Origin of the sequence: Streptomyces avicenniae (assembly GCF_000719135.1) — a bacterium.
Taxonomy (GTDB): domain Bacteria; phylum Actinomycetota; class Actinomycetes; order Streptomycetales; family Streptomycetaceae; genus Streptomyces; species Streptomyces avicenniae.
In genome coordinates this window covers 648,123-666,855 of the sequence record NZ_JOEK01000009.1, presented here as the reverse complement: position 1 = coordinate 666,855, position 18,733 = coordinate 648,123, and the positions used below count along the sequence as shown (strand labels likewise).

The 18,733-nt window shown below is 75.5% G+C and carries 17 protein-coding genes; 12 read left to right on the top strand and 5 right to left on the bottom strand.

Annotated elements, in window-relative coordinates; genetic code table 11:
- Positions 1-52: 52 nt before the first annotated feature.
- Positions 53-580, bottom strand: a complete 528-nt coding sequence (locus IF27_RS18000) for a GNAT family N-acetyltransferase (protein ID WP_223291093.1) — start codon at positions 578-580, stop codon at positions 53-55.
- A 144-nt stretch (positions 581-724) separates the two neighbouring features.
- On the opposite strand from IF27_RS18000, the gene prcB reads away from it, so the two are divergent.
- Positions 725-1,570: a proteasome subunit beta gene (gene prcB, locus IF27_RS17995; protein ID WP_052850608.1), complete on the top strand. Its 846-nt coding sequence runs from the start codon at positions 725-727 to the stop codon at positions 1,568-1,570.
- Positions 1,571-1,589: 19 nt separating this feature from the next.
- Here prcB and IF27_RS17990 read toward each other — a convergent pair whose 3' ends face one another.
- Positions 1,590-2,387, bottom strand: a complete 798-nt coding sequence (locus IF27_RS17990; RefSeq protein ID WP_052850607.1) for an endonuclease/exonuclease/phosphatase family protein — start codon at positions 2,385-2,387, stop codon at positions 1,590-1,592.
- Positions 2,388-2,410: 23 nt separating this feature from the next.
- On the opposite strand from IF27_RS17990, the gene IF27_RS17985 reads away from it, so the two are divergent.
- The gene (locus IF27_RS17985; protein ID WP_052850606.1) at positions 2,411-3,118 is read left to right on the top strand and encodes an HAD family hydrolase; all 708 of its coding nucleotides are present in this window, start codon (positions 2,411-2,413) and stop codon (positions 3,116-3,118) included.
- Positions 3,119-3,141: 23 nt separating this feature from the next.
- Here IF27_RS17985 and IF27_RS17980 read toward each other — a convergent pair whose 3' ends face one another.
- Entirely contained in the window at positions 3,142-3,360 is a 219-nt protein-coding gene (locus tag IF27_RS17980) for a hypothetical protein (protein ID WP_052850605.1), read from the bottom strand.
- 72 nt (positions 3,361-3,432) lie between these two features.
- On the opposite strand from IF27_RS17980, the gene IF27_RS17975 reads away from it, so the two are divergent.
- From IF27_RS17975 to IF27_RS31960, 3 genes are all read left to right on the top strand, one after another.
- Positions 3,433-4,380, top strand: a complete 948-nt coding sequence (locus IF27_RS17975) for a LysR family transcriptional regulator (RefSeq protein ID WP_052850604.1) — start codon at positions 3,433-3,435, stop codon at positions 4,378-4,380.
- 21 nt (positions 4,381-4,401) lie between these two features.
- Positions 4,402-7,557: an ATP-binding protein gene (locus IF27_RS17970; protein ID WP_052850603.1), complete on the top strand. Its 3,156-nt coding sequence runs from the start codon at positions 4,402-4,404 to the stop codon at positions 7,555-7,557.
- 225 nt (positions 7,558-7,782) lie between these two features.
- A complete protein-coding gene (locus IF27_RS31960; protein WP_338058211.1) occupies positions 7,783-10,077 on the top strand; it encodes a hypothetical protein in 2,295 nt (764 codons plus the stop codon).
- Between the two features lie 50 nt (positions 10,078-10,127).
- Here the strand turns inward: IF27_RS31960 and IF27_RS17955 are convergent, their stop codons facing one another.
- Positions 10,128-10,436 carry a hypothetical protein gene (locus IF27_RS17955; RefSeq protein ID WP_190233006.1) on the bottom strand — a complete coding sequence of 103 codons (309 nt, stop codon included), beginning with the start codon at positions 10,434-10,436 and terminating at the stop codon, positions 10,128-10,130.
- Between the two features lie 195 nt (positions 10,437-10,631).
- Here IF27_RS17955 and IF27_RS17950 point away from each other — a divergent pair, with 195 nt between their 5' ends.
- The 3 genes from IF27_RS17950 (at position 10,632) to IF27_RS17940 (ending at position 12,335) form a co-directional block, all read left to right on the top strand.
- Positions 10,632-11,318 (top strand): hypothetical protein, encoded by a 687-nt coding sequence (locus IF27_RS17950; RefSeq protein ID WP_190233005.1) that lies wholly within the window; start codon positions 10,632-10,634, stop codon positions 11,316-11,318.
- Positions 11,318-11,851: a hypothetical protein gene (locus IF27_RS17945; RefSeq protein ID WP_052850600.1), complete on the top strand. Its 534-nt coding sequence runs from the start codon at positions 11,318-11,320 to the stop codon at positions 11,849-11,851. Before IF27_RS17950 ends, IF27_RS17945 begins: the two co-directional genes overlap by 1 nt.
- 106 nt (positions 11,852-11,957) lie before the next feature.
- Positions 11,958-12,335, top strand: coding sequence for a VOC family protein (locus IF27_RS17940; protein ID WP_052850690.1), 378 nt, complete (start codon positions 11,958-11,960; stop codon positions 12,333-12,335).
- Between the two features lie 9 nt (positions 12,336-12,344).
- On the opposite strand, the gene IF27_RS17935 is transcribed toward IF27_RS17940, so the two are convergent.
- Positions 12,345-13,364, bottom strand: coding sequence for an Rv2578c family radical SAM protein (locus IF27_RS17935; RefSeq protein ID WP_052850599.1), 1,020 nt, complete (start codon positions 13,362-13,364; stop codon positions 12,345-12,347).
- A 252-nt stretch (positions 13,365-13,616) separates the two neighbouring features.
- Here IF27_RS17935 and IF27_RS17930 point away from each other — a divergent pair, with 252 nt between their 5' ends.
- From IF27_RS17930 to IF27_RS17915, 4 genes are all read left to right on the top strand, one after another.
- Positions 13,617-14,063, top strand: a complete 447-nt coding sequence (locus tag IF27_RS17930) for an SRPBCC family protein (RefSeq protein ID WP_052850598.1) — start codon at positions 13,617-13,619, stop codon at positions 14,061-14,063.
- Positions 14,064-14,140: 77 nt separating this feature from the next.
- On the top strand, positions 14,141-16,507 hold the full coding sequence (locus tag IF27_RS17925) for an ATP-binding SpoIIE family protein phosphatase (RefSeq protein ID WP_052850597.1): 2,367 nt from the start codon (positions 14,141-14,143) through the stop codon (positions 16,505-16,507).
- 40 nt (positions 16,508-16,547) lie between these two features.
- Complete coding sequence (locus IF27_RS17920; protein WP_052850596.1) at positions 16,548-17,384, top strand: M55 family metallopeptidase; 837 nt, start codon at positions 16,548-16,550, stop codon at positions 17,382-17,384.
- On the top strand, positions 17,377-18,723 hold the full coding sequence (locus tag IF27_RS17915) for a M20/M25/M40 family metallo-hydrolase (protein WP_052850595.1): 1,347 nt from the start codon (positions 17,377-17,379) through the stop codon (positions 18,721-18,723). The genes IF27_RS17920 and IF27_RS17915 overlap by 8 nt, the downstream gene beginning before the upstream one ends.
- Positions 18,724-18,733: the final 10 nt, after the last annotated feature.

The window sequence follows — 18,733 nt, the reverse complement described above, 5'->3', positions numbered from 1 at the left end:
AGGCCGGGGTGCGCGTGCGTTCCGCGCCGCCCCGGCGGGCCCGGCGGGGCCGTCACGGCCGCGTGTGGCGGACCTCCGCGACGGGCCGCCCGCCGACGTCCTCGGTGCGCGTGACTGGCTCGGCCCCGAACCCGGCGCGCTCGTAGAAGCGGCGGGCGCGGGCGTTGTCCGCCACGGCCCAGACGCGGACGCGCCGGTGGCCCAGGCCGTCCAGCAGGCGCAGGGCGGTGTCGGTGAGGGCGCGGCCCAGGCCCGTGCCGACGACGTCGGGCCGCACGTACAGGGCGTACAGCTCGCCGCAGGGGTCCTCGTCCGGCGGGTCGAGGCGTGGGTCGGGCCGGTAGGGGCCGAGGGCGGCCCAGCCGATGACTCCCGCGGCGCCCGCGTCGGCGACGAGGTCGGCCCGGCCGTCCGGGCGGGGGAGCCCGGCGCGCAGCCGGGCGGCGAACGCGGCGGGGTCGAGCGCGTCCAGGTGGGACTGCGGCATGATGCCCCGGTACGCGTACCGCCAGCCCGCGACGCGCACCCGTGCGACACCCTCGGCGTCGGCCTCCGTCAACTCCCTTATGAAGTAATCCACATGACGTAACGTAGCGAGCGCTCACGCGGGCGGCCATCCGTTTCCTGGCGGCGGGCGGGGTCCCCGGGCGCGCGGCGGGGTTTCCCCGGGAGCCGTGGATGGGCGAAGATCGTCGGGCGTCCGCGCTACGGAAAGGGGAGAACCGTGTCCGCCGATGTCTCCGGCCTGGGAGAACTGCCCCCGGCCTTCCTGGCCCCCGGGTCGTCCTCGTTCCTCGACTTCCTGTCCGACCACGCCCCGGCGCTGCTGCCGGGCGCCCGCCCCGTGCCCGTGGTGCGGGACGCGGGGGCCGTCCCGCACGGCACGACCATCGTCGCCGCCGCGTACGAGGACGGCGTCCTGCTCGCCGGGGACCGCCGCATCACGGCGGGCAACATGATCGCGCACCACGACGCGGAGAAGGTCTTCCCCGCCGACGAGTTCTCCGCCGTCGGCATCTCCGGCACGGTCGGCCCCGCCGTCGAGATGGTGCGGCTCTTCCAACTGGAGCTTGAGCACTACGAGAAGGTCGAGGGCGTCCCCCTCTCCCTGTCGGGCAAGGCCAACCGGCTGAGCACGATGATCCGCGGCAACCTCGGCCTCGCCATGCAGGGCCTCGCCGTGATCCCGCTGTTCGTGGGCTGGGACGTGGCGGCGGGGCGCGGGCGCCTCTTCTCCTACGACATGGCGGGCGGCTGCACCGAGGAGCACGGTTACGCGTCCACCGGGTCGGGGTCGCTGTTCGCGCGCGGCGCGTTGAAGAAGCTGTACCGGCCAGGACTGGCGGAGGACGAGGCCGTCACGGTCGCCCTCCAGGCGCTGTGGGACGCGGCGGACGAGGACTCGGCGACGGGCGGCCCCGACCCGGTGCGGCGTGCGCACCCGCTCGTCACCCTCGTCACGGCGGACGGTTTCCGGCGGCTGCCCGCCGAGGACGTCGTCGAGCGGTCGCGCGCGGTCCTGGCGCAGCGCATGGAGCGTCCTGACGGGCCGTACGCCGCGCCGCTGTGACGGGCCGCGGGCCCGGCCGTCAGTCGGTGAGGTCCGCCACGACCGCCGCGTGGTCCGAGGGCCACACGCCGCCCACCGGCCCGTCGCCCGTGCGCCGCACGGCCGTCACGCGCCCGGGGCCTCCGGCCTGCGGCGTGCCGGTGTGGATGTAGTCGATCCGCCCGTCCCGCACGCCCGGGCCCGGCCGGTACGGGTTGCGCGCCAGCCGCGTCGCGCCGGGGTCGCCCGGCGCGGCGTGCGTCCACGCGTCCACGAGCCCGGCCGCCGTGCCGAGCAGCCGCACCTCGGGCGTGTCGGGCTCGGCGTTGAGGTCGCCGGTGACGACGGGCGGGAACGCACCGTCGCCGCGCCGGTGCGCCACGAAGCGCGCGAGCGCGGCGGCCTGCGCCTGCCGCACGGCCGAGCCGTCGCCCGAGGAGTGCAGGTGCGTCGTGAAGAACGGCACGCGGTAGGGGCCCGCGTCGAGCAGCGCGAACAGCGCGGGCCGCAGCCGCTCGGGCCCCTCGCCCGTGGGCAGGCGCGCCACCGCCGTCGCCGCGATCGGCCAGCGGCTCAGCACGGCCACCCCGACGCCGGTGCGCAGCGCGGGAGTCGGCCCGCGTTCCCGCCAGTGCGGCATCACCTCGCCCGGCGTGAACGCCCAGTGCATGCCCAGCTCGTCCGCCAGCCGGGCCGCCAGGTTCGCGTCGCCCGCCGCCCACACCTCCTGGAGGCCGCAGACGTCGGGCCGCTCCCGGCGCAGCCACGCGAGGACGGCGTCGTGCCGCCGCTCCCAGGGGCCGAAGCGCCACCACAGGTTCCAGGTCAGGATGCGCACGGGCCGATGCTACGGTCCGGGACATGGCGATCCGGGCTGTTGTGTGGGACATCGACGACACCGTTTTCGACCACTCGGGCGCGGCGCGCACGGGGGCGCTGGCGTACTTCGGCGAGACGGGGCTGCTGCGCCGTTTCCCGTCGCACGAGGCCGCGCTGGCGCGCTGGGAGGAGGCGACGGACGTCCACTACCGCCGCTTCACCAGCCGCGAGCTGACGTTCGCCGGGCAACGGCGCGAGCGCGTGCGGGACTTCCTGGACCGTGAGCTGGACGACGCCGCGGCCGACGCCTGGTTCGAGGGGTACCGCCGCCACTACGAGGGCGCCTGGGCGCTGTTCCCCGACGTGCTGCCCGCGCTCGACGCGCTGACGCCCGCGTACCGGCACGGCCTGCTGTCCAACTCGGGCGTGGCGGCGCAGCACCGCAAGCTGACGGCCCTCGGTGTGCGGGAGCGCTTCGAGGTGCTGCTCTGCTCCGACGAGCTGGGCCACGCCAAGCCCGCGCCCGAGGCGTTCCACGCGGTGTGCGCGGCGCTGCGGCTGGCGCCGCGCGAGGTGGCGTACGTCGGCGACCGTCCCGATCTCGACGCCGAGGGCGCCGATGCGGCGGGGCTGCGCGGGATATGGCTCGACCGGCGGGGGAGCGGCGGCCTGACCGGCGCGGGGTCCGTGCCGCTCCGCCGGATCACGGGCCTGGGCGAACTGCCCGCGCTGCTCGCCCTGCCGGACTGAGCCGGGCCTGAACGGGCCGGGGCTCACCCGCAGTCGGGGCAGCCCGCCGTCCGGCCGCCCGCGAACAGCGGTGTGCCGAGCGGCGATTCTGGGGTGAACACCATGCGCAGCCGCCCGCAGGAGCAGCGCAGCCAGACGGTGGTGCCCTCGGCGGTCGTGTGCCGGGACAGCTCGGCGGGGCCGTTCCCCGCCGAGGGGGCGGCCGGTCGGTCGGTCAGCGGTGTGTGGTCGATGAGGGACATGCGACCAGTCTTGAACAGCCGACCGTTCACGTCCATTGCATGTTTTCGTACCCGACCGTGCAGTATGGCTGCATGATTGATCCGCGTCGCCTGCACGTCCTGCGCGCCGTCCACCAGCACGGCACGGTCACCGCCGCCGCGGCGGCCCTCCACCTCACGCCCTCCGCCGTCTCCCACCACCTGCGCGAGATGGCGCGCGAACTGAAGGTCCCCCTCGTCGAACCGCAGGGGCGCGGCATACGGCTGACGGGCGCCGCGCACCTCGTCGTCCAGCACGGCGACGCCCTCATGGCCCGCTGGGAGGAGGCCGAGTCCGCCCTTGAGTCCTACCGCGCGGGTGAGGCCGGGCTGCTGCGGATGTGCGCCTTCCCCAGCGCCGTGACCAGCCTCCTCGCCCCCGCCACCGCGATCCTGCGCGCCCGCCACCCCGGGCTCACCGTCGAGATCGCCCAGTGCGAGGCGCCCCAGGGCTTCGACATGCTGATGTCCACCGACGCCGACATCGCCGTCCTCGCGCCCCCCGACGGCTTCCCCCACCCGGGGGACTCCCGCTTCGACCAGGAGTCGCTGGTGGAGGAGCCCCTCGACCTCCTGGTCCCCGCCGGGCACCCCCTCGCCGGGCGCGCCGACGTCCGCCTTGAGGAGACGGCGGACCACGACTGGGTCCTGCCCTTCCCCGACAGCTGCGACCACCACCGGCGGGTCTCCGTCTTCTGCGGCATGGCGGGCTTCAGCCCGCGCGTCGCGCACCACGTGCAGGAGTGGTCGGCCATGGCGGCGCTCGTCGGCCACGGCCTCGGCGTCACGCTGTTCCCGCGCCTGGTCACGCCGCCCGCGGAACCCGCCGTCGTCCGGGTGCCCGTCACGGGCGGCCCGCCGCTCTCCCGGCGCCTCCTCACCTGCGTCCGGCGCGGGAGCCGTCAGCACCCGCTCGTGCGGCGCGGGCTGGACGCGCTCGCCGAGGCCGTCGCCGCGCACACCTCGCTCCCCGGCCGGGACCGGGAGGCCGTTGCGCCATAATGTGCGGCCGGGGGTGGTGAGATGACGGCGCGTCGTCTGTCGCGGCAGGACCTCATCCGGCAGCGGCGGGAGGCCGGATTCGTCGGGCGGCGCGGCGAACTCGCCGTGTTCCGCGACAACCTGACGCGCGACGTCGCCGATCCCGACTACCAGTTCCTCTTCCACGTGCACGGGCACGCGGGCGTCGGCAAGACGTCGCTGGTCCGCCAGTGGGAGAAGCTGGCCCGCGAACACGACGCCGTCACCGCCTACATCGGCGACGACGTGCACAGCCCGGTCGAGGCGATGGAGAGCATCGCGCACCAACTCGCCGCCAAGGACCGGCGGCTGAAGACGTTCGAGAAGCGCCTCGCCGTCTACCGGCAGCGCCGCCACGAGGCCGCCGCCCCGGCCCCCGCCGGGCCCGCGCCCGCCGACGCGTCCCCCGGCGCCGGGCTCGCCGCGCAACTCGGCCTCGGCGCCGCGTCCTTCCTCCCCGGCGTCGGCGCGCTCACGGCCGCGGTCGATCCGCAGCAGGTCGCCCAGGGCCTCGACCGGCTGCGCGCCCAGCTCAGCTCACGGCTGCGCGACCACGAGGACGTGCAACTCGTCATGACGCCCGTCCCCGTCCTCACGCCCGTGTTCGCCGCCGACCTCGGCGAGGTCGCCGCGCAGCACCGCTGGATCGTGCTGTTCTTCGACACGTACGAGCGCACCGGGCCCGTCCTCGACGTCTGGCTGCGCGACCTGCTGCTCGGCGACGGCTTCGGCGACGTGCCGCTCAACGTCCTGGTCGTCCTGTCGGGACAGGGCCGTCTCGCCACCGCCTGCTGGGGCGACTGGCTCGACCAGATCGCCGCGACGCCGCTCGACGTCTTCACCGAGGAGGAGGCGCGCACCCTCCTCACCGCCAAGGGCGTCACCGAACAGCGCACCGTCGAGGCCGTGTTACGGCTGTCCGGCAGGCTGCCCGTCCTCCTCGACATGCTGGCCCAGACCCGCCCGGCCGGGCCCGAGGCCGTCGCCGACCCCTCCGAGACGGCGGTGGAGCGCTTCCTCAAGTGGGAGCCCGACCTCGACCGGCGCGCCGCCGTCCTCGCCTGCGCGCTCTCCCGCGACCTCGACGAGGACGTCCACCGCACGCTCGTGCCCGGCGCGGGGCCGGGGGAGTACGCGTGGCTGCGGGCCCTGCCGTTCGTCAGCGACCGCGCGGGCCGCCACCGCTACCACGACGTCGTCCGCGCCCCGATGCTGCGGCTCCAGCGCGTCCGCTCGCCCGAGCGGTGGCGGCGCGGACACACCCTGCTGGCCGACGAGTTCCGCCGCCGCCGCGAGGAACTGGAGGAGCGCGTCCCCGACCCCGAGGAGCGCTGGGCCGACCCCGACTGGCGCGGCCACCGGCTCAACGAGACCTACCACCAGCTCTGCGCCGACCCGCCGCGCGCCCTCCCCGGAGCGCTGCTGGAGACCGTCCTCGCCTGCGACCACGGCCCCTCCACGCTGCACCGCTGGGTCGAGATGCTCGGCTGGGCCGCCGCCGACACCGACTCGGCGCCCATCGGCGGCTGGGCCCGCCGCCTCGCCCGCGCCGCCGGGCAGGAGAGCGGCACGGCCGCCGCCCTCACCCTCCTCCTCGACGCGCCAGGCCTCGACGCCACGGGCCGCGCGCTCACCCACACCGTGCGCGGCGACGCGTACCGCTTCGCCCGCGACCTCGGGCGCGCGCTCGCCGACCACAGCGCGGCGCTCACGCTCGATCCAGGACTGGCGCGCGCCTGGCTCGGGTCGAGCGCGACCCGGCTCGCGCTCGGCGACTACAGCGAGGCCCACGCCGACGTCGAGCGCGCCATGGCCCTGGGCCGCGACGACGCCACGGTGTACGCCCGCCGCGGCCATCTCCTCGTCTACCTCAGCCGGTTCGAGGAGGCGCTCGCCGACCTGGACCGCGCCGTCACCCTCGACCCGCGCGACGCCTGGGCCGTCGCCGAACGCGGCCAGGCCCACCGCTGCCTCGGCCACTACGCGGAGGCCGTCGCCGACCACACCAGGGCCGTCGAGCTTGACCCCGGCTACGCCTGGGCGTACGCGGAACGCAGCCGCTCGCACCGCTCCCTCGGCGACGACACGCGGGCCCTGGCCGACCTCGACCGCGCCATCGCCATCCAGCCCGACTACAGCTGGGCGTTCGGCGAGCGCAGCCGCGTGCACAGCGCCCGTGGCGACCACGCGGCGGCCCTCGCCGACCTCGACCGCGCCATCCGGCACGAGCCCGAGTACGCCTGGGCGTTCGGCGAGCGCGCCCGCGTCAGGACGTACCTCGGGCACTGGGCGTCGGCGTACGCCGACTACGCGCGGGCCGTCGAGCTGGACCCGGAGTACGCCTGGGCCCACGCCGACCGTGGCCGCCTCGCCACCGAACTGGGGCGCTACGCGGCGGCCTTGGCCGACCTCGACCGCGCCCTCGCCATCCGGCCCGACTACGCCTGGGCGTTCGCGCAGCGCGGCGAGATCCACCGCCTGCGCGGCGACCTCGGCGCCGCGCTCGCCGACCTGGACCGCGCCGTCGGCCTCGCCCCGGGCCACGCCGGTCACCACGCCGACCGGGGCTACGTGCTGCACTGCCTGGGCCGGGACGAGGAGGCCGTCGAGGCGTTCGACCGGTCCGCGGCTGTGGGCGGTGGCGACGTCGCCTGGGCGCTCGGTCACCTGGGCATGGCGCTCGGGGCCCTCGGCAGGCATCCGGAGGCCGTCGCCGCGTGCCGGGAGAACGTGGAGCGGCACCCGGGACGCGCCCTGGCCGTCCTCGGCCTCGTGATCGCGCTGCGCAGGGCCGGTGAGGGCGAGGCCGTGGAGGCCGACGCCGCCGACGAGCGGCTGACGGCGCTGTGCGCGGCCGGGACGGCGGGGGACGCGGGCGCCGCCGGGGAGCCGGACGCCTGGGGGGAACTGCTCGTCGTCCACTGCGCGCGCGGCGAGTGGACGGCCGCCGGTGCCGCCCTCGACCGGCTGTTGGACGCCGCACGCCTGCCGCGGCACGTGCACGACGTGCGCGGCGACCTGGGGGACGTGGCGCGCGTCCTCGGCCTGGACGGGGAGCGCCTGGCGCCGCTGCTGCGGCGGCTCGAAGCGGCGGCCGAGAGGCTCGCGCCGGACACGCCCGCCGCCCCCCAGGCGTCGTCGGCGCCTCCCGGTACGTAGGCGGGGCGACGGGCCGGGGGCAGTGCGACTGCGAAGAGGCAACGGCTCGTCGGACGCCTCGTCCCGCCGCGCGCGATCTCGTCGCGCGCCGCCCCTCCGGACGCGGCCATCGCGCCCCGGAGCGGCCCGACATGTCGGTGTTGTCAGTGGCCTGCGGCATGATCGGGGTACGTGACGGCCTGCCCGACCTGGCTTCCGAGGCCGTCCTGAGGGAGGGGGCCTGCCATGCGCAGACCAATCGCGGGAGAGGTGCGTGCGGACGACCGCGCGCTCTACGTCGAGAGCGATCCTGGCGGCGTCAGACCGGGGCTGTCCGCGGCGTTCGCAAGCCAGAACGTGGGGTTGTGCGGGGTCGCGGTCCCGGGCGCCATCCTCCTGTCCGTCGGCCTGTACGCGGGCGACGTCGGCCTCGTCGTGGAGGTCCACGACGAAGCCCCCGCGCTGGACGAGGTCTGGGAGGACGTGGTCGAGGCGTCCTTCCGTCCCGCGTCGGGGCGCACGCGGCTGGTGCAGGGGGACGGCGAGGCGGCGTGGGACCTGGGTCTCGCACGGACCGACTACCGGGTCCGGTACTGCGCCCGGGGGATGGACGAGGCGGCGGAACTCCCCTCCGGGAGCGCCGAGAAGGCGGACCTGCACAGCTATCTCCTCCAGTTCTGGCCCGCCCCACCCGCCCCCGACCGGGTGATACGCCGGACCACGTGGGCCGCCCAGGGCATGCACGATTACGCGCGCGCGACGACGCGGACGCCCGAGCAGCTCGCCGAGGCCGCGCGCGCCACCCGCGAGGTGTTCGCGCGGGCCGCCGAGGAGCGGGCCGAACGCGCCGCCGAGGAGCGACGGCTCCACCACGAGAAGTGGGAGTGGGGCGGACGGCTGCCGAGCGAGCGGCTGCGCGGTGCCAGGAAGAGCAACGTCCTCGGTCTGCTCCAGTTCGACAGCGACCTGGTGCACGTCCTCGACGCCGTGGGGCCCGAGGTCCAGCGCGCGGTGGCGCTCCTGGCCGCGCGCCGGGCCTGCGAGGTGTCCGGCCTGGCCGCCGTGCCCTGGGCCGCCCGGGCGCTCACCGAACTGGCGGGCGGACGCCCGCTGCCGCCGCCCTTCGACGACACGACCCTGATGTGGGCGACGCTGCGCTCCGACCCTCCCGCGCCGGGAAGGCCCGTGCTCGCGGCGATACCTCCCGAGCGCCCGCCCTACGTTCCCCCACCGTCGGCGGCCCGAGGGCACGCCTACGTCGAGGTCGTGTGTCCCACCGCCCCGCCGCAGATCCCCGGTCGGATCTCACAGCCGCACTTCGCCCTCCCCGCCGTGCTCGCCGCCGCCGGGCCCGACCCGCTCATAGCGGCGCTCGACGCGGTGTGGCACGCACTGCACACCTACGGCGAGCACCACCCCGAACTGCTGGACGAGATCCGGTCGGCCTGCGCCGGGCGGGTGGGGGGCATCGCCGCCGTGCTCCGTGCCCGCACCACGCCGCCGAGGCCGCTGGACGTCACCGCCGTCGTCCCTGAACTGGCCCCGCTGGCACGCACGGCGACGCGGCTTCACCCCCGCCCCGGAGTCCCTTCACCGCACGACAGTTCCATCGGTGGGCCGCTGCTGTGGCCCGCCGACGAGCCGTGGCCGCACTGCGAGGGGCCGCACGTGTGGGACGGGGTGAACGACCCCGTCGCACTGCGGGACGAACGGTTGCGGCGGCGCGGCCTGTCGGCAGCGGCGGGCGGGGCGCACGAGACAGCCGACACGTCCTTGCACACGCCGGACAAGCACGCGTTCGGGAAGCGGGCCGACGCCCGTCCCGCATGGCCCGAGGGCCCCGTGCCCCTGCTGCCCGTGGCGCAGTTGTACGTACGCGACGTGCCCGGCCTGCGCGTGCCCGGCGGGTCGGGGGCGGACGTGCTCCAGGTCCTGTCGTGCCCCTTCGACCACTCGGAGCCGCCCGGGACCGCGCTGTTCTGGCGGTCCGCCGCCACGGTCACCGACATCCTCGCCGCGCCGCCCGAGCCGCCTGTCATCCAGTTCCCCGGCTACCTGCCCGAGCCGTGCCTGCTCGCGCCTGAGCGGACGACCGAGTACCCGAGCCTGGCCGAGCTGGGCAAGGAGTCGCGCAGGCGGCTTGAGGACCGGAGCACGTGGCGGACGGTCGGGGGTGCGGTGGTCGGCTCAGACCCGCCCTGGTCGAAGGGGTTCTACGTCGATCTCTACACGGGCACGTTGTCCGTCGCTCCCGGCTGGAAGGTCGGCGGATGGACCCGCTGGGCCCTCACCGACCCCCAACCCCGGCTCTGCGCCGCGTGCGGCACCGAGATGGACGCGCTGCTGACCCTCGCCTCGCGCGAATGGAGCTCCGGCACGGAGAGCTGGATACCCGAGGAGGACCGGGCCGAGTCCTTGGCGTCCCTCACCGAGCCCCCGGCGCGGAACCCGGCCATGCTCGACCTCGCCCGGGGCTACGACCTCCAGCTGTACGCCTGCCCGGTGTCCCCCGACCATCCGCACCTCGAACTGATCCAGTGAGGCGCGCTCCGGCGGACGGCCGCGCGGCCGTCCGCCGGAACCGGCCGCCGTCAGGCGGTCAGGCCGACGAGCGCCAGGCAGGCCAGCCCCACCGCGACCAGCCCCTGCGTCACCCCCGAGACCGGCCTGCGGGCCCGCAGCAGGAGCGCGGAGCAGCCACCGGCCAGCGCGGCGGCCACGGCGAACAACGTGATGGCCGGGCCGTCGTCCGCCGCCTCGCCCCAGTTGTCCACCAGTAGGAGGAAGACGGCGAACACGAGGGCCAGCGCCTCGAACACGCACAGCGCGAGGGCGAGCAGGATGTCGGACACGACACGCCCTCGCCCGGAGGCGGGCCGGTCCTGGGACGAGATGGTCACCAGTGCATTGTGCGCCCTGCGCGCCGGGGCCCGGCGCCGGTCGGCGGGGTGCGGGGGACAACGGGCGCCGCGCGCCGGGGGATCGACGGCGCATCCCGTCAACAGGGCCGCCGAATGACACGTTTGGGAGACCGCGCTCGGGTAACCGGAGGGTGACGACAACCTCGCGCAAGAGGATCCTGCGAAAGGGAAGTCATGTCCACAGTAGTGATCATCATCCTGGCCGTGGTCGTCCTCGCACTGCTGGCGCTCGTCCTGGCGCCGTCTGCGGGGCCCGCGGGCACGGGGAGACTGCAACGTCGATTCGGGCCCGAGTACGACCGGGCGGTCGCCCGCCACCACGGCGACACCAAGGCCGCGCGGAAGGAACTGGCCGCCCGGCTCAAGGAGCACGGCGGACTGCGCCAGCGGGCGCTGTCCGCGGAGGACCGCGAACGGTACCGGCTGCGCTGGGCGCGTGTGCAGGAGAAGTTCGTCGAGTCCCCCTCGGGCGCGGTCGCCGAGGCCGACCACCTCCTCACCCAGCTCATCCATGACCGGGGCTACCCCTCGCACGCGTACGACGACCAGGTGGCCGCACTGTCCGTGCACCACCCGCGGCAGGTCGAGGGCTACCGCACGGTGCACGCCCTCGCCGGGCGTGAACCGGCGGACGGCACGGTGACGGAGGAGCTGCGGGAGGGCCTCGTCCGGGCGCGTGACCTGTTCAACGACCTGCTGAACGCCCAGGCGGCGGACGAGCAGCACCACAAGGGCCGGCGCATGGCCACGATCGTGCGCAGCAGGACCGACCGGACGGGCCGGGGCGCCGCACACCAGCGGACCGCCGGCACCGCGCCGCAGGGCGGCGCGGCCGGTACAGCGACGAAGGGTGGTGCGTGATGCACAAGCCGGAGGACAACGACAGGAACAAGGGCGCCGAGGGCGCGCGGGACACCACGTACACGACGACAGGCCCTGCCACCGAGACCGCCCCGGTCTACGGCGACACGCCCTACGCGCCGCAGGGCGCGGACGGCTTCGGCGACGGCAGGTTCGGCGACACCCCGCCCGAGGGCGGGAGCACCTACGGGGACGGCCAGTTCCTGGCGGGCGAGCTCGCCGACGGGCTGATCCCCGCCCCGGAGGCGGCGCGGCTGCGGGCCGAACTCCAGCACGCGGTCGGGGCGTTCGTTGACAGCCCGAAGCAGTCCGTCGCCGAGGCGGACACGGTGCTCGAAGCGGCCGTCGCCCGGATCGCCGCCTCGCTGGACGAGCGCCGCCGCGCGATGCGGACGACCTGGGACGGGAACGGCAACGGCGGCAACGGGAACGGCGACGGCGCGCACCACGACGCCGACGGTCTCGACACGGAGAAGTGGCGCGTGATCATGCTGGACTACCGCGACACGATGGAGCGGCTGCTCAGCGCCTGATCCACGCGTCCCACGAGCCGACGGCCCCGGGTGTCCCACGCCTCGGGGCCGTCACGCGTGTCCGGACGGGAGGCGGTCCCCGGCGCCCTGCGCGACGATGCGGTACATGGGCATCGACAGCATCCAGATCGTCTCCGTGCCGGTCTCCGACCAGGAGCGGGCCAAGAGCTTCTACGTGGACGTCCTCGGCCTCCGCCTGGTGCGGGACAACCCGATGGAGCCCGGCCGCCGCTGGGTCGAGGTCGCGCCGCCCGGCTCACCGACGGGCATCACGCTCGTCACCTGGTTCCCGACCATGCCGCCCGGCAGCCTGAAGGGGCTGGTCCTGCGGACGGGCGACGTGGAGGCGGACGCGGCGCGGCTGCGTGCCGCCGGGGTCGCCGTCGAGGGGCCGCAGGACGCCCCCTGGGGCCGGTTCCTCACCCTCGACGACCCGGACGGCAACGGCATCGTCCTCGCGGGGCCGCCCCCCGGCGGCGGCTGAGCGGGCCCCTCACAGCAGCGTCAGCTGCGTGCCCGGCTCCTGCCGGGGCGCGGGCTGCGGCACTGCCCGGTGGTCGCCCCGCCTGGCCGGGCCTATGCCGTACGCGGTCGCCAGCTCGTGGACCTCCCGCGTGACGCGCCGCTGGTACCACTTGGGCGCGTAGGCGCCGCCCGCGTACATCACCTCGTAGCGCCGCACCAGGTCGGAGCGGTGCCGCGCGAGCCAGGCCATGTACCACTCGCGCGCGCCGGGCCGCAGGTGCAGGACGAGCGGCGTCACGGACGACGCCCCGGCCGCCGCGATCGCGCGGACCGTCTCGCGGAGCTGGGCGGGGGAGTCGGTCAGGTACGGCAGGATCGGCGCCATCAGGACGCCGCAGGGGATGCCGATGTCGCTCAGGGCCCGGACGACGCCGAGCCGCCGGTCGGGCGCCGGGGTGCCGGGCTCGACGGTGCGCCACAGCTCGCGGTCCGTGAACCCGACCGAGACGGACACGCCGACGTCCGTGACGTCCGCCGCCTGGCGCAGCAGCTCCAGGTCGCGCAGGATCAGCGTCCCCTTGGTGAGGACGGAGAACGGGTTGGCGTGGTCGCGCAGCGCGGCGATGATGCCCGGCATGAGCCGGTAGCGGCCCTCCGCACGCTGGTACGGGTCCACGTTGGTGCCCATCGCGATGTGCTCGCCCTGCCACCGGCGGCCCGCCAGTTCGCGGGCGAGGAGCTGCGGCGCGTTGACCTTGACGATGATCTGCGAGTCGAAGTCCGCGCCGGTGTCGAGGTCCAGGTAACTGTGGGTCTTGCGCGCGAAGCAGTACACACAGGCGTGCGAGCAGCCCCGGTAGGGGTTCACCGTCCAGACGAACGGCATGCGTGACGCGCCGGGGACCCGGTTGATGATCGACCGCGCGCGCACCTCGTGGAACGTGATGCCGCGGAACTCGGGGGTGTCGATCGTCGTGGTGACGACGTCGGTCCCGAACAGGGCGGGCGGGGCGGCGGGGGTGTCGTCGCCCAGGTTGTTCCAGCGCATCGCGGGCCTCCTCACCGCCGGTTCTCCACCGACGCACGATTCGAACAGGTATTCGTTTGTCTGCATCTAGGACACATGTTCGAATCTCGGGTGTCAAGCCGATACGCCGGGGCGTGCCCCCGTTCGACACGGGATTCGAACGCGGCGGCCGTCGGGCCGGACGTCAACCCGCGCCGGGGCCTGCGGATTTGGGTATCGCCGTGCACGGATGGTTGGCTGACCGCCACATCCCGTACGACGGCAGGAGCAGGCGTGGCGCAGATCGAGGTCGTCAGGCAGCGAGAGATCCCGGCGGACCACGAGGACGTCCTGGACGCGCTCGCCGACTACCGCGACGTCCACCCCAAGCTGCTGCCCGAGCAGTACACGGACTACGCCGTCGAGGAGGGCGGCGACGGCGCGGGCACCGTGGTGCGCCTGCGGTTCCACGCCACCTCCAAGCGCGTGCGCGACTGCGTGCTGGAGATCAGCGAGCCGGGCGAGGGCCGCATCGTCGAGACCGACCGCAACTCCACGCTCGTCACCGAGTTCACCGTCGAACGCATCGGCGACAAGCGCGCCCGCGTGACGCTGCGCACCACCTGGGAGGGCGCCGGAGGCATCGGCGGCTTCTTCGAACGGACCTTCGCGCCGCGCTCCCTCGGCGCCGCCCACGACCGCGTCCTCGACAACCTGGCCGCCCACATGGCGGCCGTCTGACCCGGGACCCCCCTCCCGGCCGCGCCTCGGGGCCGGGAGCGCGCCCGCGACCGTTTTCCGCTTCGAAGGAGAAGCCGGTGGCCGCCGAACAGGACCCTCCGCACCCGCGCCGCCCCCGTGCCGGGGACACACCGGGCGACGGCATCCCCGTCGCCGTGGTCGTCCTCGACGGCGCCGCCGTCATCGCCCACTGGAACACCGGCGCGGCCGGGCTCTTCGACGTGCCGCGCGCGGCGGCCGTCGGCCGCCGGGCCGTGGACGTCATGCCCGTCGCGTCCGTCAGGGACAGCGGCCCCGCGCACACGGCCGTCCCCGACGACGGCGGGCCGCTGGACCCGGCACACCGCCGCGAGACCATCTTCGGCACGGACATGACGACCTTCGCCGCCGCCACGGCGGGCATGTTCTCCACCCGGGGCAGCGGCGCGCGGCCGTACCGCCGCGACCTGCTGTGGTGGGCGTACCCCCTGCGCGGGCCCGGCACCGCCCGCGTGCTCCTCCTCGCCGTGGACAGCGCCGCCGTCCGCCGCACCGGCCGCGACGCGTTCGCCCCCGCGCTCGGGGCGCACGACGGCCCCCCGGACGACCCGGCACGCCTGCACGGCAGCCTCGCCGGGCTGCTCCTCGGGATGCGCGAGGAGGACGCCGGACACATCGCGCGGCAGGTCGTCGCGTACGGCTACCCGTACCTCGAACTCCGCGACGAGGCGCGCTGGGAGCCCGTCACCCCCGACTGGGGCACGGCCGCCCCCGACCCCGATCCCGCCGCCGATACCCCCGCCCCCGAGGCGCCGCCGCCGCCCGCCGCGCCGCTCGCGCCGCCCGAACTGCTCGACCTGCTCCGCGCGATAGGCGGCGGTGCGGGCACCGACCTCGCGGGCGCCGTCGAGGCACTCGGCCGCTCCCTCGTGCCCCGCTTCGCCGACATCGCCGGAACGTATCTGCGCGAACAGGCCGTCACCGGCGCCCCGTTCCCCGCCGGACCGACCGACGCCACGACGCGCTGGCTCCGCGTCGCCCTCGCCCACTCCCACGACGGCGTACGCGCCGCCGGGCGCGCCGACCGCCCCACGGCCCTGCCCGCCGGGACACCGTTCGCCGAATGCGTGACGACCGGGCGGCCCGTCCTCGTGCCACGCCTCACCGAGGCCGACGCACGCGCCGTCGCCGCCCCGCTCGGCGCGCGCGACGCCATGCCGCCGCTCACCCGCCGCTCGCTGCTCACCGTGCCGCTCATGGCGGGACGCTCCGTCTTCGGCTTCCTCGTGCTGCTCCGCCACCCCGAGCGCCCCGGCTTCACCCGCGCCGACCTCACGGCCGCCGCCGACATCGCCGACCGCGCCGGGCCCCTCCTCGACAACGCCCGCCTGCGCGCCCTCCACGCGGAACCCCCCGGCCCGCCTCCCGCGCCCCTGTTCGCCTGCGAGACGGCCAGCCGTCTCCTGCCCGGCGCCCGCATCGGCGGCGCCACGGCCGACTGGTCCGACGCCATCCGTCTGCCCGGCTGCCGCACGGCCCTCGTCGCCGGACGCGCCCTCGGGCACGCCCCCGCGCACCGCTTACGCACCGTCGTCCAGACCCTCGCCGCCCAGGAGCCCGACCCCGCACACCTGCTGCGCAGCCTCGACGACCTCGTCCACCGGCTCGGCGGCCTCCCCCTCGCCACCTGCCTGTTCGCCGTCCACGACCCGATCCGCTCCGAGCTGCGCGTCGCCACGGCCGGTCACCTCCCGCCCGTCCTCATCCCGGCGCACGGCGCCGCCCGCGCGCTCGACCTGCCCGTGGGCGCCCCGGTCGGCGTCGGCGGCGTCCCCTTCACCACCGTGACCGTTCCCGTCACCGCCGGTGACCGCCTCGTCCTGTGCACGGACGGCCTCGCCGAGGTACGCGGCCGACACCCGGGCGTCCGCCTCGCCGCCCTGTGCGACGCCGCCGTCCGCGGCCAGGACCCGGCCGACGACCTGTGCGACGCCGTCGCCCGCGCCCTGGCCGCCGTCACCCCGGCCGGAGCACGCGACGCCGGGACGACGCTCCTCACCGCGCGCCTCGGCCGCGTCGCCCCGCGCGACACGGCGTTCTGGCGCCTCGGGCTCGACGCCTCCTACGTGCCCCACGCGCGGAGCCTCGTCCGCATGCAGCTGCGCGACTGGGGCCTTGAAGCCGTCGCCGACACCGCGACGCTCCTGGTCAGCGAGCTGGTCACCAACGCCCTGAGCCACGCGCGCCGCGGCCCCGTCGAGCTGCGCCTCGTCCGCGCCGACACGCTGCTGTGCGAGGTCACCGACGACGGACACGAGCGCCCCCTCCTGCTCGACCCGTCACCGACGGACGAGTCAGGCCGCGGCCTCCAGGTCGTCAGCCGCCTGGCGCGCAGCTGGGGCAGCGGGCACACCGACCACGGCACCACCGTCTGGTGCGAACAGGACCTGCCGCACCGCCCCTGATCTGGCTGATCACCGGTGACGGCCGGTAACGTGACGCGGCATGACGAAGATCCTTGTCTCGGCCGACATGGAGGGGGCCACCGGCGTCACCTGGCCCGCCGACTGCCTGCCGGGCACGCCCGAGTGGCAGCGCTGCCGCCCGCTGTTCACCTCGGACGTGAACGCCGCCGTCGCCGGGTTCCACGACGGCGGCGCCACCGAGGTCGTCGTCAACGAGGCGCACATGACGATGCGCAACCTGCTGCTCGAACAGCTGGACGACCGCGCCCAGCTCCTCACCGGGCGGCACAAGGCCCTCAGCATGGTGGAGGGCGTCCAGCACGGCGACGTGGACGGCATCGCGTTCGTCGGCTACCACACCGGCGCGGGCGACGAGGGCGTCCTCGCCCACACCTACCTCGGCAACTCCCTCACCGGCGTCTTCGTGGACGGCGCCCGCGCGAGCGAGGGCCTGCTGAACGCCCTGGTGGCCGCCGAGTTCGGCACCCCGGTGATCCTCGTCACCGGCGACGACCGCACCTGCGACGACGCCCGCCGCTGGGCCCCCGACGCGGTCGGCGTCGCCGTCAAGGACTACGTCTCGCGCTACGCGGCCGTCTGCCGCACCCCGGCCCGCACCGCCGCGGACATCCGCGCCGCCGCCGCGAAGGCCGTCGCGCTCGCCACGCGCCACGCCCCGCCGCCGCCGCGCGAGCGCCTCGTCGAGATCGAGTTCGACGCCGAACACCTCGCGGGCTCCGCCACTGTGGTCCCCGGCGTCGAGCAGACGGGCCCCCGCCGCGTGGCGTACCGCGCGGCGACGATGTACGACGGAATCAGGTGTTTCAAGGCGGTCACGACCGTGGTGTCCGCCGCGGTGGAGGAATGGTATGGCTGAGCAGCACATCGACGGCACGGCGCTTGAGGAGGCGGTCCGCTTCACCGCCGATCTCATCCGCCTCGACACCACCAACCGGGGCGGGGGTGACGGCGGTGAGCGGCCCGCCGCCGAGTACGTCGCCGCACGCCTCGCCGAGGCCGGGCTCAGCCCGCGGCTGCTGGAGAAGGCGCCGGGACGCACCAACGTCGTCGCCCGCGTGGCGGGCAGCGACCCGGGCGCCGACGCCCTCCTCGTCCACGGCCATCTGGACGTCGTGCCCGCCGACGCGTCGGAGTGGAGCGTGCCGCCGTTCGCCGGCGAGGTGCGCGACGGCGTCGTCTGGGGCCGGGGCGCCGTGGACATGAAGGACGCCGACGCCATGGTCCTCGCCGTCGTCCGCGCCTGGGCCCGCGCCGGTGTCAGGCCGCGCCGCGACATCGTCCTCGCCTTCACCGCCGACGAGGAGGACACCGCCGACTACGGCTCCGGCTACCTCGTGAGCGAGCACCGCGACCTGTTCGACGGCTGCACCGAGGCCATCGGCGAGTCCGGCGCGTACACCTTCCACCCCGGGGACGGCCGCCGCATCTACCCCGTCGCCGCCGGAGAACGCGGCACGGCCTGGCTCTCCCTCACCGCCACCGGCCGCGCCGGGCACGGCTCCCGCGTCAACCGCGAGAACGCTGTCACGCGCCTCGCCGCCGCCGTCCAGCGCATCGGCGAGCACACCTGGCCGCCGCGCCTCACCGCCACCGTCAGGGCCGCCCTCACCGAACTGGCCGCCCTCCACGGCGTGCCGCTGCCCGACCTCGACCAGCAGGACACCGCCGCCCTGGCCCGTACGCTCGACGACCTCGTCGCCGCCATCGGCCCGGCCGCCGCCCTCGTCACCCCCACCCTGCGCAACAGCGCCAACCCCACGATGCTCAGCGCCGGTTACAAGGTGAACGTCATCCCGGGCAGCGCCACGGCGCACGTGGACGGCCGCGTACTCCCCGGCTGGGACGACGAGTTCACCGCCACGATGGACGCGCTGACCGGCCCCGACGTCTCGTGGTCCTACCTGCACCACGAGATCCCCCTCGAAGCCCCCGTGGACGGGCCGACGTTCGCCGTCCTCGCCGAGGCCCTGCGGCACTTCGACCCCGGCGCGCACGTCATCCCGTACTGCATGTCGGGCGGCACGGACGCCAAGCAGTTCTCCCGCCTCGGCATCAAGGGCTACGGCTTCATGCCCCTGCGGATGCCGGAAGGCTTCGACTACCAGGCGATGTTCCACGGCGTGGACGAACGGGTACCGGTGGACGCCCTCCACTTCGGCACCCGCGTGCTCGACCGCGCCCTGCGCGCCCTCTAAGGAGACCCCT

Excerpts from the sequence above, each read along its gene's own strand:
- IF27_RS17940 (WP_052850690.1), top strand. The coding sequence starts at position 11,958 with ATGGGCATCGACAGCATCCAGATCGTCTCCGTGCCGGTCTCCGACCAG.
- IF27_RS17920 (WP_052850596.1), top strand. The coding sequence starts at position 16,548 with ATGACGAAGATCCTTGTCTCGGCCGACATGGAGGGGGCCACCGGCGTC.
- IF27_RS17945 (WP_052850600.1), top strand. The coding sequence starts at position 11,318 with ATGCACAAGCCGGAGGACAACGACAGGAACAAGGGCGCCGAGGGCGCG.
- IF27_RS17985 (WP_052850606.1), top strand. The coding sequence starts at position 2,411 with ATGGCGATCCGGGCTGTTGTGTGGGACATCGACGACACCGTTTTCGAC.
- IF27_RS17975 (WP_052850604.1), top strand. The coding sequence starts at position 3,433 with ATGATTGATCCGCGTCGCCTGCACGTCCTGCGCGCCGTCCACCAGCAC.
- IF27_RS17935 (WP_052850599.1), bottom strand. The coding sequence starts at position 13,364 with ATGCGCTGGAACAACCTGGGCGACGACACCCCCGCCGCCCCGCCCGCC.
- IF27_RS17970 (WP_052850603.1), top strand. The coding sequence starts at position 4,402 with ATGACGGCGCGTCGTCTGTCGCGGCAGGACCTCATCCGGCAGCGGCGG.
- IF27_RS17980 (WP_052850605.1), bottom strand. The coding sequence starts at position 3,360 with ATGTCCCTCATCGACCACACACCGCTGACCGACCGACCGGCCGCCCCC.
- IF27_RS17950 (WP_190233005.1), top strand. The coding sequence starts at position 10,632 with ATGTCCACAGTAGTGATCATCATCCTGGCCGTGGTCGTCCTCGCACTG.
- IF27_RS17915 (WP_052850595.1), top strand. The coding sequence starts at position 17,377 with ATGGCTGAGCAGCACATCGACGGCACGGCGCTTGAGGAGGCGGTCCGC.
- IF27_RS31960 (WP_338058211.1), top strand. The coding sequence starts at position 7,783 with ATGCGCAGACCAATCGCGGGAGAGGTGCGTGCGGACGACCGCGCGCTC.